Origin of the sequence: Furfurilactobacillus rossiae, from assembly GCF_013394005.1 — a bacterium.
Lineage (GTDB): Bacteria > Bacillota > Bacilli > Lactobacillales > Lactobacillaceae > Furfurilactobacillus > Furfurilactobacillus rossiae.
In genome coordinates this window covers 1,681,422-1,695,711 of sequence record NZ_CP040586.1, presented here as the reverse complement: position 1 = coordinate 1,695,711, position 14,290 = coordinate 1,681,422, and the positions used below count along the sequence as shown (strand labels likewise).

Here is a 14,290-nt window from a genome sequence, read left to right as displayed (position 1 = left end):
ACGTCACTAAGACGGTCACTTTATAATTTATCTATATAAGTAATTGTATCGGAACAAATGAGCAACGAGGGGTAAAAATCATGAACGAACGAATCGCAATCGTGGACGATGAACCCATCACGAGAATGGATATTCGCGATATTGTAGAAAATGCTGGCTATCAGGTTGTCGGTGAAGGTAGCGATGGTTTTGAAGCAATCGATATCTGCCAGAAAGAAAAGCCTGATTTAGTCATTATGGACATTCGAATGCCATTGTTGGATGGTCTCAAAGCAGGTAAAAAAATTTTAGCTGATCATTTGAGCCATTCTATTGTGTATCTATCTGCTTACAGTGATGACGAAGATACTGAAACAGCAAGCCAAATAGGTGCAGTGGGTTATTTGGTGAAGCCGTTATCTGAACGGTCATTATTGACCACGATTCGAGTGGGTCTTGTTCATGACAAACGAACTCAGGAATTGTCCGATGAAGTAGACGACCTGACTATTAAATTGAAGGAGCGCAAACTGATTGACCGTGCGAAGGGCATCTTGATGTCTGAAAATAATTTATCTGAGGATGCGGCCTACAAAATGCTCAGAAATCTAAGTATGAGCAAGCGTCGTTCCATGAAAGATATTGCTGAACTAATTGTGATGGATGCCTGATGAATGAAATTGAAAAATTATGTCAACGTTATACCACACTTGATTCATTGGACGTAAAGCTACTTGTTGAAACGGCAGAAAAGATTAACCAAACGGAACGTTATCAAGATTTTGATGTATTCATTGACGTACGTAATGAATTTTCTGATCAGGCTGTTGTCGTTTTCCACAAACCACCATTAACAAAACAGTCTTTGTATCATCGGCAAGTTGTCGGGCAGCAAGCGTTACGCACAAACGAACCGGGTGTTATGCATACATTGGAAACACAATTGAAATCAGTGGATTTGTTGGCCGAAACTCAAGAGAAGCGGTTAATTCATCAACGAATCTACCCAATTATTAGAGGAGATCGAACGATTGGTGCGACAATTATCGAATCTGATGAATCAGAAAATGTTTTAAATGATTTTCAGAGCCCAAAAGACGGTCAAGCACGATTTAATGACATTTCTGCTACGGTGAAAATGTTTAACCGCCAAGAAAGCACGACTATTACGGATCAACTGGCTGATGCAATATTGGTTTTTGATCATTCGGGCGCTCTGGTTCTTGCCAATCAAACAGCCATTAATTTATATCAGAAGGTTGGTTACATTGGCAAAATTATTGGCCTGGACTTCGAAAATTTGTCTTTAGATGGTACCCGATTTCAAGAGAATCTGAAAGTGCTATCTCAGGTCGACGAGCGGGATCAGCCACTTAAATCAACATTTAATTACTTGAATTACTTTTTTTCATCTCGCAAATTTTGGAATCGTGAATCTCGACAATTGGTTGTTCTGCTTGAAGATAAAACCGATGTTAAAGCAAAAGAAGCTGAGATTATTTCAAAATCTGTGGCCATTCGCGAGATAAACCATCGAGTAAAAAACAATCTTCAGTCCGTGATTTCTCTATTGAGAATTCAACAGCGTCGACTTGATGATGAAACGGCGAAACAGGCTTTAACTGAGAGCATTAGTCGAATAACGGCTATTGCTTCTACTTACGAATTGATGTCTAAACAAATTGAGGATGAAACGAACTTAAAAGCCGCTTTACAATTGTTGGTCTCACACTTTATTCAACTTGATGATAATACCCAGCAAATCACCATTGATTTACAAGTTGACGAAACAATTACTGTCAACAGTGATCAGGTAGTGACGATTTCTATCATTGTGAATGAGTTACTTCAAAATGCTTTTGCGCATGCGTTCATCGCTAGTACGCCTCAAAATCATGTTCTGATTCAGGGAACAGTTAACAATAACGTGATAACGCTTCAAGTTAAAGACAATGGGATTGGATTTGACCCTCATCGGACACGGTCCGGAAGTTTAGGGTTGATGATTATTCGAAGCTACGTATCAGACAAGCTGTCAGGAAAACTAAATATTGAAACATCATCCGTGGGAACGGATGTCACATTTTCGTTCGATCATACGCCGCAACAATGAAGTTGTGGCAGAGCAATGGGGCTCAAGATCAAGTCAACTTAACACCAATTGTTTTAGTGTTGAAGCTGATTTGATTTTGAGTCCCATTTTTTTGAAAAGAGGTGAACGACATGGAGGATGACCAGATTTTAAGTGTCGGAATTGATCTGGGAACATCCACGACACAGCTTATTTTGTCGAGATTAACGGTAAAAAACTTTGCGTCGGCATTTTCTGTACCAAGAATTAACATTTCAAAAAAAGAAGTTATTTTTCAAAGTGACATTATTTTTACACCGTTGTCATCACCGACGGAAATAGATGCCGAGGCCATAAAGAAGTTTGTAACTGAGCAATATAAAAAGGCCAATATTGATAAGCAAGCTATTCAAATGGGTGCTGTTATTATTACCGGAGAAACGGCTAGAAAAGAAAATTCTAGTTCTGTTACAGAAGCATTGAGTGGCTATGCTGGTGACTTCGTGGTAGCAACTGCCGGTCCAGATCTTGAAAGTATCATCGCTGGTAAGGGTGCAGGTACTAACGCCGTTGCAAAAAGGCAGCGAAAGTCAGTGGTAAATATTGATGTCGGTGGTGGCACAAGTAATCTTGGTTTATTCAATGATGATGGTGAAGTAATTGATACGGCATGTTTTGATGTTGGTGGCCGATTAATCCGTATTTCTAAAGAGAATCATCGGATTACGTATATTTCGCCAAAGGTAGAGCAACTGATCAAGTCACTAAAAATTGATATCAGCGTTGGTATGTCTGTCACAGCAGCACAACTCCAGCCAGTTATTGATGTTTTAACTCAAACTCTTGAAAACAGCATTGGTTTAGGTGACCGCAGTCCTTATTTTGATTTGTTTATCACAAATCATGCACTTCATCCTGAAAACAAAATTGATGGGGTTACATTTTCAGGTGGTGTTGCAGATTGTCTCAACGAGGAATTGACAGAGGATGAATTTCGTTTTGGCGACATTGGATTGTTACTAGGTCAAGCAGTTCGTCATTCTGCCATTTTCAAAGAAAAGACAGTTTATCCGTCGGTAGAAACAATTAGAGCCACTGTGGTCGGCGCCGGTTCACATACAACTGACGTAACTGGGAGCACGATTGCATATACAGCGGACATTTTGCCGATTCGAAATTTGCCGATATTGAAAATTGCCAAAAGTGACGAAAGTTTAGCAGCGGATGCTCTAGCAACAAGTATTAGTGAAAAAATCAACTGGTACAAAGTTCAAAATGAGCTTAGCAATGTGGCATTAGCGTTAGTGGGTAGGCGAAGTCCATCATTCGCTGATATTCAACGTTACGCTGCTGGAATTGTTAAAGGCGCACAAATTTTAATTGTGAAACATGAACCATTAATTGTGATGGTTCATGAAGATATGGCGAAAGCATTAGGACAAAGCCTGTTTGCACTTTTGCCATCTAAATATCCGTTTGTATGTATTGACAGTGTAAAAGTTGAAAACGGTGACTATATTGATTTAGGAGCTCCAATCGCTAATGGCGAAGTACTTCCGGTTATTGTTAAAACGTTAGTGTTTGGCTAGCACAGTGACAAATGAACAGAGACTTTGAAATTACGAGGAGGGAACGGAATGATTTTGAAAACAAAACTATCGGGTCAATTGTACAGCTTTAGTTCAGTTAAAGAAGTCATGGCGAAAGCCAACGAATTAAAGTCTGGGGACGAATTAGCTGGCGTAGCTGCAAAAGATGCTACTGAAAGGGTAGCCGCAAAAATTGTATTGGCCCAGTTAACTCTAAATGATATTTATAACAACCCAGCTGTTCCATATGAGGACGATGAGGTTACACGAATCATTATTGATGGTGTTAACCAACGAATCTTTGAAGAAATTAAAAACTGGACTGTTTCAGATTTGCGGGAATGGTTATTAGATGACCATACCACTGATATCGACATCAAACGGATTCGACGTGGCCTAACCTCCGAGATGGCTGCGGCGGTCACAAAATTAATGACGAACATGGACCTAGTCGTTGCTGCAAAGAAAATCCATGTTGAAAAAACTGCAAACACGACAATTGGTCGTCCAGGAACCTTTTCTTCTCGTCTGCAAACCAATCACCCAACTGATAATATCGATGGCATTATGGCTGGTGTTATGGAAGGTTTAAGTATGGGAATTGGGGATGCTGTTATTGGATTAAATCCGAATGACGATTCAGTTGATAGTGTGACAAAAATTTTGAATAAGTTTGAAGAATTTCGTGCTCAGTGGCACGTGCCGACACAGTGTTCTGTATTGGCACATGTGACGACACAAATGGAAGCTATTCGCCGTGGTGCACCAGCTGGTTTGATCTTTCAGTCGATTGCTGGATCGGAAAAGGGCAATACGGCTTTTGGGATTAACGCCAATATGATCAGTGAAGCCTATGATCTGGGTCTACATCAAGGACAGGCTGCTGGCCCGAATGTGATGTACTTCGAAACTGGTGAGGGTTCCGAACTATCGTCAGAGGCCAACTTTGGTGCAGATGAATTAACTATGGAAGCACGCTGTTATGGATTTGCTAAAAAATATGATCCCTTTATCGTGAATACGGTGGTTGGCTTTATCGGACCAGAATATCTGTACAATTCAAAGCAAGTCATTAGAGCTGGTTTGGAAGATCACTTCATGGGTAAACTGCAGGGGATTTCAATGGGATGTGACGTTTGTTACACCAACCATATGAAGGCTGATCAAAACGACGCCGAAAATCTGGCTGTATTGCTTGGCGCAGCTGGTTGTAATTACATCATGGGCGTTCCCCATGCCGACGACGTAATGTTGAATTATCAATCCACTGGGTTCCAGGAAACAGCAACAATTCGTGATATTTTTGGTTACCATCCGATTAAAGAATTCGAAGACTGGATGGAAGAAATGGGAATTAGTAAAAATGGTCATCTGACTGAACGCGCAGGTGATGCATCGATTTTCTTAGATTAAGAAGAAGGTGATTAAATATGAATGAATCAGAATTGAAGAGCATGATTCAAAATATTTTAACAGAAATAACTGATGAACAAAGCAAGGCTGCCTCTAGTAAGTCAACAGATACTAACGACGTTTCAGATGAAGTATTGCCTGATATTAGTGAAATTGACCTTAAGAAACAATTTTTAGTGCCAAACCCACACGATAAAGAAGGCTATTTAAAAATTAAATCATTCACACCTGCTAGGTTAGGGATGTGGCGTACAGGAACAAGATATAAAACAGCTTCTATCTTACGATTTAGAGCAGATCACGCTGCCGCCCAGGATGCTGTATTTAGTGATGTTGATCCTGAGTTGCCTAAGAAAATGGGTTTTCTTGAAACGCAAACAACATGCGAATCAAAAGATGAATACTTAACTAGGCCTGATCGCGGACGTAAGTTTGATGACGAGATGATCAAAAAAATAAAGGACAATGTGACGTCTCATCCGAAAATTCAGATGATTGTTGGGGATGGCTTAAGCTCGGCAGCTATTGAAGCAAATATTCCAGATATTATCCCGGCGATTCAGCAGGGGCTCAAAGTTTACGGCCTAAGTTTTGAAACAAAGGATGTCATCTTTGTTAAATATGCCCGTGTTGGTGCAGAAGATCACATGGGTGAAATTACGGATGCGGATGTTGTCTGTATGCTAGTTGGTGAACGCCCTGGACTTGTTACAGCGAAATCTATGAGTGCTTATATTGCCTACAAGCCAACGATTGGGATGGCAGAATCAAAGCGAACCGTTGTATCTAACATTCACGATGGTGGGTTGCCGGCCGTTGAAGCGGGGGCTTACATTGCTGAAATATTGGATAAAATGTTGCGCTTGAAAAAATCAGGTATTGAATTAAAGGCTGCCGAAAACGCGGAAAAATAAGTTTTGTGTTATTTAGAGAGGAGGCAAAAATTAAAAATGAAAGATGATTTATTGAAGTCCAATGTACTGAGTACACGGTTAATTCCTAACGTTGATGAGCACTTAGCAAAGTCGTTAAAGTTACCAGCACACATAAAAAGTTTGGGATTAATTACTGCCGATTGTGATGATGTCACCTATGTGGCGTTGGATGCTGCTACAAAAGCCGCTGATGTTGAAGTTGTCTACGGTAAAAGCATGTACGCTGGTGCCGGTAATGCATCAACTAAATTAGCTGGTGAAGTTATTGGTATACTTGGTGGACCAAATCCAGATGAAGTTCGTAGTGGTCTTGACATCTGTGTGAACGTTATTGAAAACGAAGCACATTTCGTCAGCGTAAATGATGAAGATAGTATCGTCTACTTTGCCCATACGATTTCTAGAACGGGAACATATCTTTCAAAAGTTGCTGGTGCGAGAGAAGGCGGGGCGATTGCATATTTAATTGCACCACCACTTGAATCTATTTACGCACTGGATGCGGCAATGAAGTCTGCTGATGTCAAGATGGGAGTGTTGTATGGACCACCGTCGGAAACTAACTTTGGTGGTGGACTGTTAACAGGCAGTCAGTCTGCTTGTGAAGCTGCCTGCACGGCATTTGCTAGCGCGGTAAAAGACATTGCGGCGAATCCCTGCGCTAATTAAAAAGTAATTCTGAACGTTTAAATACTTTAATCAGTAATTCAAAAGGAGATTATGATTATGGCTGACTCAGACGCATTAGGAATGATTGAAACAAAGGGCCTTGTAGGTGCAATTGATGCTGCAGATGCTATGGTAAAAGCGGCAAACGTTAAACTAATTGGTCAAAGAGAAATTGGTGCCGGATTGGTTACTGTGATGGTTCGCGGCGATGTTGGCGCAGTAAAAGCGGCGACGGAAGCTGGGGCAGCTGCTTGTGAACAAGTCGGGGAATTAGTCTCTGTTCACGTAATCCCACGGCCACACAGTGAAGTTGATGCGTTATTACCAACTTTGCCTGGAAAATAGTAGTCAGTAGAAAACAATGAATGTTTCTCATCTAGTCTAATTGATGCAGACATTCTTAGTGCTGCCATTGGAAGGGGCAAGTGGTATGGGTATCAATGAAATAATTATGTATATCATGGTCATTTTTATGGCCTTGGGTGCAATTGATAAGATGCTGGGCAATCGTTTTGGACTCGGTGCCAAATTTGAAGAAGGAATTATGGCAATGGGATCATTGGCGATGTCAATGGTTGGAATCATTATTCTAGCGCCAATTTTGGCTAAGTTATTGTCACCAGTGGTAGTCCCTTTTTATCGCATGTTGGGGGCAGACCCTTCAATGTTTGCGACGAGTTTAATTGCTATTGATATGGGTGGCTTTCAGCTGGCACAACAAATGGCATTAAATACTCAGGCCGGTCTGTTTGCTGGTGTTATTCTGGGTTCAATGATGGGACCGACGATTGTATTTTCAATTCCTGTTGCTTTGGGAATAATTGATTAAAAGGATCACCGCTTTTTGGCGACAGGAATCTTGTCGGGAATGGTTACTATTCCTATCGGCTGTTTTGTTGGTGGTTTAATTATGGGAATGCCATTGATTATTATTTTGAAGAACCTTGTTCCAATTATTCTATTTGCAGTACTGATCGCACTAGGCATGTGGTTCAAACCAGAGGCAATGATTAAAGGATTTTCAGTGTTTGGCCAAATTATTGTTATTATTGGGACTTTTGGGCTGGCACTTGGGGCCGTTCAATCAATGGTTGGCGTCACATTAATCCCTGGAATTGGTTCAGTTCGTGCTGGGATTCAAACGGTCGGTAGTATCGCATTAACATTGTCTGGTGCCTTTACTTTAGTTTATGTCATTACGAAGGTATTTAATAAGCCATTGGTTCGTCTCGGCAAGGCACTAGGAATGAATGAAACTGCAGCAGCGGGTCTTGTTGCAACGCTCGCTAATAATATTCCGATGTTTGAGATGATGAAGGACATGGATGATCGAGGAAAAATTATTAATGTTGCATTCTCAGTGTCAGCGGCATTTGTATTTGGTGATCATTTAGGATTTACTGCTGGTGTTGCGAGAGGCATGATTTTCCCAATGATTGTCAGTAAGTTAGTTGCAGGTGTGACCGCTATCGCAGTTGCCATGTTTATGGCTAATCGAGTACTTGGGAATAATGATCATAAATCTCAAAATGAGTTGGACAATGAACAGAAGGTGAACGTTGATGAACATTGATCGAATGGAAATAGAAAAAGTTGTCCGCCAAGTGCTTGCACAACAAATAGGCGAACAGAAAACCACAAGCCCAGACGGATTAATTATGGTCGACATTCCATCATGGGAAGTGAGTGAAGACGACCGAATGGATACAGGGAATCCTCGAGACCGTGTTTACACAAAGGACTTTTTTGATCTGGATGAAAGTAGTCGTCTTGGCGCAGGTCTGATGACCATGAAGGAAAGTACCTTTGACTGGACGTTACATTATGATGAAGTTGATTATGTTATTGAAGGTTCATTGAGTGTTATTGGAAGCCGAGGCAAAGTCACGGCTACTCCTGGACAGCTGATTTTGATTCCTAAGGAGAGTAAAATTAAATTTTCTGCACCACAATCGGCTAGGTTTATTTATATTACGTATCCTGCAGATTGGGAAAGTCAAAAATAGTGTTATTCGATGAAATTTCACATCGTACAAACAATTCACAAAGGGCCACTCACTCAAGTCCATATAGTGAGTGGTCTTTTGTGGATTTTAAAAAAGTGGCGTCACTGCGAGGATATTTTTTCCAAATGCCTAAATGGCAGATTTGTCGCAAACATAATGCAAAATTTACTGACACTTCCGTGAGATGTTTCTATCAGTTATCTCTAATGTATTGAATTCGTTATTTCCTTTGGCATACTGAATTTATTCAATATTTCGTAACTACTTTTGAAAGCGCTTTCTACGTCTAAAAAGAAACGTTATTCAAATTTGTGTTAGCTACGTTTATTGACAAAAATTTAGTTGTTGGGGGAGTTCATAATGACCAGTACGATCAAGAAAAGGTTTCACATTAAAATGCCAGGTGCATTCACGATTTTATTTTTCCTTACGATTGTCGCAGTTATGCTTACGTGGTTTGTACCGGCTGGCAGTTACGCGAAAATGCAGTATAGTAGCAATCATTTACAAGTTACGTCACCGACCGGCATTAAAAGTTCTTTGCCTGCGACGCAGGAGACGTTGAACAAATTACATGTGAAAATTGATATCGCACAGTTCAAGTCAGGTGCAATTAGTAAACCAGTTTCGATTCCGAATACATATAAACGGTTAAAACAACATCCGGCAAGTGTTCTCAGTATTTTTACCAGTATGGTTAATGGCACTATTGAAGCCGTTGACATTATGATTTTCATTCTAGTTTTGGGTGGTTTGATCGGAATTGTTAAAGCAAGTGGTTCCTTTGAAGCGGGTTTAATGGCTTTAACAAAAAAAACAAAAGGTCATGAATTTGCTCTCGTATTTTTGGTGGCAGTTTTGCTACTTCTTGGCGGTACACTTTGTGGAATTGAAGAAGAGGCTGTTGCATTTTATCCAATCTTGGTTCCAGTTTTTATTGCCATGGGGTATGACTCGATTGTTTGTGTTGGAGCAATATTTTTGGCGAGTTCTGTGGGCACCACATTTTCAACAATTAATCCGTTTTCAGTCGTTATTGCTTCAAACGCGGCGGGCACGAATTTTACTCAAGGTCTAGTTGGTCGCGTTGTTGGGTTAATCATTGCGGGATGTTTTGTTCTTTGGTATTTGTACCGCTATGCTCGAAAGGTGCAGCAGAATCCTAAGTTTTCATATTCATATGACGATCATGATTCATTTAATAAAATGTGGTCCGTTTCCTCAGAAAATGCAACAGACTTAACTTTTGATGCAAAGAAGAAACTGATTTTGATACTGTTTGCATTGGCCTTTCCAATTATGATTTGGGGAGTGATGGCAGAGGGGTGGGCATTTCCCGACATGGCTTCGTCATTTCTGATAATTGCAGTGATCATTATGTTTATTACGTGTTTTGGAAAACATGGACTGGGTGAAAAAGGTGTTGTTGATGCATTCGTTAGTGGTTCTTCAAGTCTGGTAGGAGTTTCTTTAATTATTGGTTTGGCCCGAGGTATTAACTTAGTACTCAATAATGGATACATTTCCGATACCATCCTGCATGCTTCTACACAAGTCGTTTCTCATATGAGTGGTCCGTTATTTATCGTTGTCATGATGTTTGTTTTCTTTGTTCTTGGTTTTATCGTGCCATCTTCATCTGGATTGGCTGTGTTGGCCATGCCAATTTTGGCACCACTTGCTGATACGGTAAATATTCCACGCTACACGGTTGTAACGGCCTATCAATTTGGACAGTACGCAATGTTATTTCTAGCGCCGACCGGTTTGGTTATGGCGACGTTGCAGATGTTAGACATGAAATATTCGCATTGGATTCGCTTTGTTTGGCCTGTCGTAGTGTTTGTACTGGTCTTCGGTGGGGGCTTATTAGTGGCGGAAGTATTGTTGTCTTGACACTATGCTGCTAATTCGGATGATTAACATATGGCAATTGACAAGCTAAGCGATTCTCTAGTTATGAAGACAGATGAGTACATTCAAGAGAAGTTATGCATAAATCGAGGCGAGAAGTATGCACATGTTTTCTGTTAGCCCGGCATTTTGGAAACTGTTCCCGGAGGTTAAGATTGCAATTATCACGGTGCATAACATTAACAACCAGGATAGAACGCAGGTTCCAGACAGCGTGTTACAACATGCAAACGAGATTGCACCTACATTGATTCCAGATGAACCAATTAGCAACAACGGGATTGTTCGAGCATGGCGTGATGCTTTTAGAAAATTCAAAACGGATAAAGGTGCACGTAGCGCAATTGAAAATCTATTAAAGAGGGCAAAAAATGGCAACCCAGTTCGTTCGATTAACCCTTTGGTGGACATATATAATTCAGTCTCCTTAGAATATGGGTTTCCAGTTGGCTGCTTAGACTTAGATAAAGTTAATGGTCAACTTGAGTTAACGGTAGCAAACGGGACTGAACATTTCTCCGCAATTGGGGAAAATGATGACGAAATAGCATTGCCTGGTGAGGTGATTTATCGTGACGATACTGACGTAACTAGCCGTCAATGGGCATGGCGTGATAGTTCTCGAACAGAAGTAACTGAGACCACAAAAAATGTTGTAATGTACATGGAGTGTTTAAAGCCGGACTGGCAGGTGCAATATAGAAATGCAATTGCTTGTCTTGAAAGACGTCTTAAACACTACTTGAACACAACCTGTACTATAACTTTTGTGTCCACAGCAAAATCGAGCACACAGTTTAATTAGGAATTGTGATTTGAAAAACAATTAACAAACTCAACAAAAGGTAAGGCATGAGGTACTTAGAGTACCCTGCTTTGCCTTTTTGCTTTTCCGGCGTAAATGCGAAGTGAGCAGCGTTTTTAAAGCTGACAGGAAATTAATTAACGGTCAAGGATGGATGATTGCAATAAAAATATGATTTGACTTGAAAGAATATGCAGTCAGTGGGGACGAACTAATTAGACAATCAAATAATTAATCTTGTTTGCAAACCCAGTGTAATTAATTATTATCGTTTGACTTTGAAATGGTGGGGCTGCATGTGAGGTGGCCCAAATCTAGTAAGGGGAAACTAATAAATTTTCAGAATGGTGTAACAGTTTTGTAATATTTTGATTATTTTCATAAGTTTTCAGTTTTTCTTTATAAATCGCAGTCCAAAATGTATACGCTTTCACGCATTGCATATTTTATATACAATGCGAACTACTTCGCATTTTTGATGATAAATAGGCAAAACTTTGAAACCGCTTTCAGCAATACACTTCATGTGTAATAAAAAACAAACAGGAGGCTACAAAGATGACATCACCAATTCATGTTCGTTCTGAGATTGGCAAGTTGAAGACTGTTTTGCTAAAGCGGCCTGGCGAGGAAATTGAGAATTTTACGCCAGATATGATGGAACGTTTGTTGTTTGATGACATTCCGTACTTACCAATTGCTCAAAAGGAACACGACAACTTTGCTCATGTTCTTGAAGAAAATGGTGCTGAGGTTTTATACCTCGAAAAACTGTCAGCAGAAGCAATTGATGCTGGAGATGTAAAGAAGCCGTTTCTTGAACAAATGTTGGCTGAATCTGGATATGCTGCCGGTTCAACTCATGATGCACTTTATGAATATTTGTTCAGTATGAGCACGCAACAAATGGTTGACAAAATTATGGCTGGAATCAGAAAAAATGAGATTGATTTTAAACCAACCGATCTTGTAAGTGCAGCCGAGGATTCAACGTATCCATTTTATATGGACCCAATGCCAAACTTGTACTTTACTCGTGATCCAGCGGCTTCAATCGGTGACGGATTAAGTATCAACCATATGACCTTTACCGCACGCAGACGTGAGTCTCTGTTCATGGAAACGATTATTAAATATCATCCACGTTTTGCTAACCAAGGTGTTCATGTATGGCGTGACCGTAATCACGACACGCGGATTGAAGGTGGGGATGAACTGATCCTGAACAATCACGTTATGGCCATCGGTGTTTCTCAGCGGACGTCAGCCGACGCTATCCAAGACATTGCTCGCAACTTATTTACAGAAGACAGTGGTTTCGACACGATTATTGCCATTCACATTCCGCATAACCATGCAATGATGCACTTGGATACCGTGTTCACCATGATTAACAAAGATCAGTTTACCGTTCATCCAGGAATCTTGGGTGATGGCGGAAAAATTGACACTTGGACGTTGCATCCATCAGATAACGAAGATGGTTTCACCATTGAACACAATCAGGATTTACAGGCCGTACTGAAAAAAGAGCTCAAGCTATCTGAACTTGATTTAATTCCAACTGGTAATGGTGATCCAATCATTGCGGGCCGTGAACAATGGAACGATGGTTCAAACACACTGGCAATCGCACCAGGTGTTGTTGTGACGTATAACCGTAACTACGTTTCAAATGAATTGTTGCGTAAGCACGGTTTGAAAGTTATTGACATTCTCTCAAGTGAACTATCAAGAGGCCGTGGAGGGCCACGTTGCATGAGTATGCCATTAGTTCGTGAAGATCTGTAGATCATAAATAGAGATAGGGAAGGTTTTAAAAATGACAGAAAAAGATCAATTTGATGTGTCCGAATTACAAGGACGTAGTTATTTAGCTGATAAGGACTTTACCCCAGCAGAGGTTCAGTACCTGGTTGACTTTGCGCTCCACTTGAAGCACTTAAAGAAGCGGAATATTCCACATCACTATTTGGAAGGCAAGAATATTGCTTTGCTTTTTGAAAAAACTTCGACACGGACACGGTCCGCATTTACCACTGCTGCAATTGATTTAGGCGCTCACCCAGAATTTATGGGCGCCGGTGATATTCAGTTGGGCAAGAAGGAATCAATTGAGGATACCGCTAAGGTGCTCGGCAGTATGTTTGACGGGATTGAATTCCGTGGCTTTGCTCACAAAGATGTTGAGGAACTAGCTAAATATGCAGGTGTGCCAGTTTGGAATGGCTTAACGGATGAATGGCACCCAACTCAGATGATTGCTGACTTTATGACGGTTAAGGAAAACTTTGGCCATCTGAAAGGCCTGACGCTGACATTTGTCGGAGATGGCAGAAATAACATGGCTAACAGTCTATTAGTTGCAGGTGCAATGCTTGGCGTTAACATTCATATTCTGGCTCCTAAAGAGTTACATCCAACTCAAGATGTCGTTGACATTGCCCAAAAGTTTGCCAATGAAAGTGGCTCAAAACTACTGATTACTGACGATATCGACGAAGGTGTTAAGGGATCGAACGTTATTTACACTGATGTCTGGGTTTCAATGGGCGAAACTAACTGGGAAGAACGGGTTAAGTTGCTAACACCTTATCAAGTCAACATGGACATGATGAAAAAGACAGGAACACCTGATGATCAATTGATCTTTATGCACTGTCTGCCAGCCTTCCACGACACCAAGACGTCATATGGACAAGATGTTGCGAAGAAATATGGCATTACTGAAATGGAAGTTACTGACGAAGTATTCCGTTCTAAGTACGCGCGTCAATTCGAAGAAGCGGAAAATCGTATGCACTCCATTAAAGCAATGATGGCAGCTACACTTGGTGACTTGTTCATTCCAAAGATGTAACTGATGCTGCATGACGAGTGTATAGATTGAGTTCTATACGCTCGTTTTT

12 protein-coding genes and 1 pseudogene are annotated in these 14,290 nt (G+C 40.6%); all 13 read left to right on the top strand.

What is annotated here, in order from left to right:
* Positions 1 to 80 precede the first annotated feature (80 nt).
* The 13 genes and pseudogenes from LROSL1_RS08075 (at position 81) to argF (ending at position 14,241) form a co-directional block, all read left to right on the top strand.
* Positions 81 to 650, top strand: a complete 570-nt coding sequence (locus LROSL1_RS08075; protein WP_178914300.1) for an ANTAR domain-containing response regulator — start codon at positions 81 to 83, stop codon at positions 648 to 650.
* Positions 650 to 2,092 carry a sensor histidine kinase gene (locus LROSL1_RS08070; RefSeq protein ID WP_178914299.1) on the top strand — a complete coding sequence of 481 codons (1,443 nt, stop codon included), beginning with the start codon at positions 650 to 652 and terminating at the stop codon, positions 2,090 to 2,092. The genes LROSL1_RS08075 and LROSL1_RS08070 overlap by 1 nt, the downstream gene beginning before the upstream one ends.
* Positions 2,093 to 2,202: 110 nt before the next feature.
* Positions 2,203 to 3,639 carry an ethanolamine ammonia-lyase reactivating factor EutA gene (eutA, locus tag LROSL1_RS08065; protein WP_178914298.1) on the top strand — a complete coding sequence of 479 codons (1,437 nt, stop codon included), beginning with the start codon at positions 2,203 to 2,205 and terminating at the stop codon, positions 3,637 to 3,639.
* 48 nt (positions 3,640 to 3,687) lie between these two features.
* Complete coding sequence (locus LROSL1_RS08060) at positions 3,688 to 5,052, top strand: ethanolamine ammonia-lyase subunit EutB (protein ID WP_017262945.1); 1,365 nt, start codon at positions 3,688 to 3,690, stop codon at positions 5,050 to 5,052.
* Between the two features lie 17 nt (positions 5,053 to 5,069).
* A complete protein-coding gene (eutC, locus tag LROSL1_RS08055) occupies positions 5,070 to 5,966 on the top strand; it encodes an ethanolamine ammonia-lyase subunit EutC (RefSeq protein ID WP_178914297.1) in 897 nt (298 codons plus the stop codon).
* A gap of 36 nt (positions 5,967 to 6,002) precedes the next feature.
* On the top strand, positions 6,003 to 6,656 hold the full coding sequence (eutL, locus tag LROSL1_RS08050; RefSeq protein WP_178914296.1) for an ethanolamine utilization microcompartment protein EutL: 654 nt from the start codon (positions 6,003 to 6,005) through the stop codon (positions 6,654 to 6,656).
* Positions 6,657 to 6,713: 57 nt separating this feature from the next.
* On the top strand, positions 6,714 to 7,001 hold the full coding sequence (locus LROSL1_RS08045; RefSeq protein WP_017262948.1) for a BMC domain-containing protein: 288 nt from the start codon (positions 6,714 to 6,716) through the stop codon (positions 6,999 to 7,001).
* 85 nt (positions 7,002 to 7,086) lie between these two features.
* A pseudogene (gene eutH / locus LROSL1_RS08040) lies at positions 7,087 to 8,229 on the top strand (ethanolamine utilization protein EutH).
* On the top strand, positions 8,219 to 8,662 hold the full coding sequence (locus LROSL1_RS08035; protein WP_404825798.1) for a cupin domain-containing protein: 444 nt from the start codon (positions 8,219 to 8,221) through the stop codon (positions 8,660 to 8,662). The pseudogene eutH and the gene LROSL1_RS08035 overlap by 11 nt, the downstream one beginning before the upstream one ends.
* Positions 8,663 to 9,022: 360 nt before the next feature.
* On the top strand, positions 9,023 to 10,558 hold the full coding sequence (locus LROSL1_RS08030) for a YfcC family protein (protein ID WP_178914294.1): 1,536 nt from the start codon (positions 9,023 to 9,025) through the stop codon (positions 10,556 to 10,558).
* A 124-nt stretch (positions 10,559 to 10,682) separates the two neighbouring features.
* Positions 10,683 to 11,381, top strand: a complete 699-nt coding sequence (locus LROSL1_RS08025) for a B3/B4 domain-containing protein (RefSeq protein WP_225440510.1) — start codon at positions 10,683 to 10,685, stop codon at positions 11,379 to 11,381.
* 558 nt (positions 11,382 to 11,939) lie between these two features.
* A complete protein-coding gene (arcA, locus tag LROSL1_RS08020; protein ID WP_178914292.1) occupies positions 11,940 to 13,172 on the top strand; it encodes an arginine deiminase in 1,233 nt (410 codons plus the stop codon).
* A 31-nt stretch (positions 13,173 to 13,203) separates the two neighbouring features.
* Positions 13,204 to 14,241 (top strand): ornithine carbamoyltransferase, encoded by a 1,038-nt coding sequence (gene argF / locus LROSL1_RS08015; RefSeq protein ID WP_017262955.1) that lies wholly within the window; start codon positions 13,204 to 13,206, stop codon positions 14,239 to 14,241.
* Positions 14,242 to 14,290 lie beyond the last annotated feature (49 nt).